Source organism: Mesorhizobium sp. M2A.F.Ca.ET.039.01.1.1, from assembly GCF_003998035.1.
In the GTDB taxonomy this organism is placed as follows: Bacteria; Pseudomonadota; Alphaproteobacteria; order Rhizobiales; family Rhizobiaceae; genus Mesorhizobium.
Map to the genome: position 1 here is coordinate 1 of NZ_RZRY01000851.1, position 2,360 is coordinate 2,360.

The 2,360-nt window shown below is 64.3% G+C and carries 1 protein-coding gene; it reads right to left on the reverse strand.

Annotated features, from left to right (window positions below; all coding sequences use genetic code 11):
• Positions 1-96: 96 nt before the first annotated feature.
• Positions 97-2,360 (reverse strand): DNA-directed RNA polymerase subunit beta (rpoB, locus tag EOA24_RS34605; RefSeq protein WP_127410624.1); only part of this gene is annotated, 2,264 nt, incomplete at its 5' end.

Below are 2,360 nucleotides of genomic sequence, written 5' to 3' on the forward strand. Positions count from 1 at the left end.
CTTCTTGGTTGAGCATGACCTTGTCCGAAAACCGGTGGCCACTTTTCGGGGTCATGCTCGGGGCGCGCCGCTTCCTGGAGCGGCGCGCCATAAGCTTCATTCGGCTGCGTCGGGCAGACGCGTCGGAGCCTCTTCGACCTGGGTGTTTTCCAGCTCCACATTGAGGCCGAGCGAGCGCATTTCCTTGACGAGAACGTTGAAGCTCTCCGGAATGCCCGCCTCGAACGTGTCGTCGCCGCGCACGATCGCCTCGTAGACCTTGGTGCGGCCGGCCACGTCGTCCGACTTCACCGTCAGCATTTCCTGCAGCGTGTAGGCGGCGCCGTAGGCTTCGAGCGCCCAGACCTCCATTTCGCCGAAGCGCTGGCCGCCGAACTGCGCCTTGCCGCCCAGCGGCTGCTGGGTGACGAGCGAGTACGGACCGATCGAACGCGCGTGGATCTTGTCGTCCACCAGGTGGTGCAGCTTGAGCATATAGATATAGCCCATCGTCACCTTGCGATCGAACGGCTCGCCGGTGCGACCGTCATAGAGCTGCGACTGACCGCTGGTGTGCAGGCCTGCCTGCTCCAGCATGGTGTTGATGTCGACCTCATGCGCGCCGTCGAACACCGGTGTCGCGATGGAGACGCCGCGGCGCATCTGCTCGCTCAGGCGAACGATGCTCTCGTCGTCATATTCGCGGATCGGCTCGTTGCGGTCGTTGGCCGGCATGAAGCTTTCCAGCGTCTTGCGCAGCGGCTTGATGTCGCCACCACCCTTATACGCGTCGATCAGCTCGCCGATCTTCCTGCCCATGCCGGCGCAAGCCCAGCCAAGATGCGTTTCCAGGATCTGGCCGACATTCATGCGGCTCGGCACACCCAGCGGGTTGAGCACGATATCGGCATGCGTGCCGTCCTCGAGGAAAGGCATGTCCTCGACCGGAACGATGCGCGACACGACACCCTTGTTGCCGTGACGGCCGGCCATCTTGTCGCCCGGCTGCATCTTGCGCTTCACCGCCACGAAGACCTTGACCATCTTCATGACGCCCGGAGGCATTTCGTCGCCGCGCTGCACCTTCTCGACCTTGTCCATGAAGCGCTGCTCGAGCGCCTTCTTGGACTCGTCGTACTGGCCACGCAGAGCCTCGAGCTCGCTCTGGAGCTTCTCGTTCTCCACGGCGAACTGCCACCACTGCGAACGCGGATACTCGTCGAGCGTGTCCTTCGATAGCTTCGAGCCCTTCTTGAAGCCCTTCGGCCCGGCAATCGCTTCCTTGCCGACCAGCATGTCGGAAAGACGCGCGTAGACGTTGCGGTCGAGGATCGCCTGTTCGTCGTCGCGGTCCTTGGCCAGACGCTCGATCTCCTCGCGCTCGATCGCCATCGCGCGCTCGTCCTTCTCCACGCCGTGGCGGTTGAAGACGCGCACTTCGACGACCGTGCCGAAGGTGCCCGGAGGCATGCGCATGGAAGTGTCGCGGACGTCCGAGGCCTTTTCGCCAAAGATGGCGCGCAGAAGCTTTTCTTCCGGCGTCATCGGGCTTTCGCCCTTCGGGGTGATCTTGCCGACCAGGATGTCACCCGGCTGCACCTCGGCGCCGATATAGACGATGCCGGCCTCGTCGAGGTTCTTCAGCGCCTCCTCCGAAACGTTCGGAATGTCGCGCGTGATTTCCTCCGGCCCGAGCTTGGTGTCGCGCGCCATGACCTCGAACTCCTCGATGTGGATCGAGGTGAAGACGTCATCGGCCACGATGCGCTCGGAGAGCAGGATCGAGTCCTCGTAGTTGTAGCCGTTCCACGGCATGAACGCGACCAGCACGTTACGGCCGAGCGCCAGATCGCCGAGCTCGGTCGACGGACCGTCGGCGATGATGTCGCCCTTGTTGACGCGGTCGCCCATGCGCACCAGCGGCCGCTGGTTGATGCAGGTGTTCTGGTTCGAACGCTGGAACTTCATCAGCCGGTAGATGTCGACGCCCGACTTGCCGGGATCGAGGTCTTCCGTGGCGCGGATAACGATACGGGTGGCGTCCACCTGATCGACCACGCCGCCGCGGCGAGCGCCGATGGCCGCGCCCGAGTCACGGGCGACGACCGGCTCCATGCCGGTGCCGACGAACGGCGCCTCGGCGCGCACCAGCGGCACGGCCTGACGCTGCATGTTCGAGCCCATCAGCGCGCGGTTGGCGTCGTCGTTCTCGAGGAACGGGATGAGCGCCGCCGCGACCGACACCATCTGCTTCGGCGAGACGTCCATCAGGTCGACGTTCTCGCGCGGCGCCATCATCACTTCGCCGGCGTTACGGCAAATGACGAACTCGTCGACGAAGCTGCCGTTCTTGTCGAGCTCGGCGTTGGCCTGCGCGACAT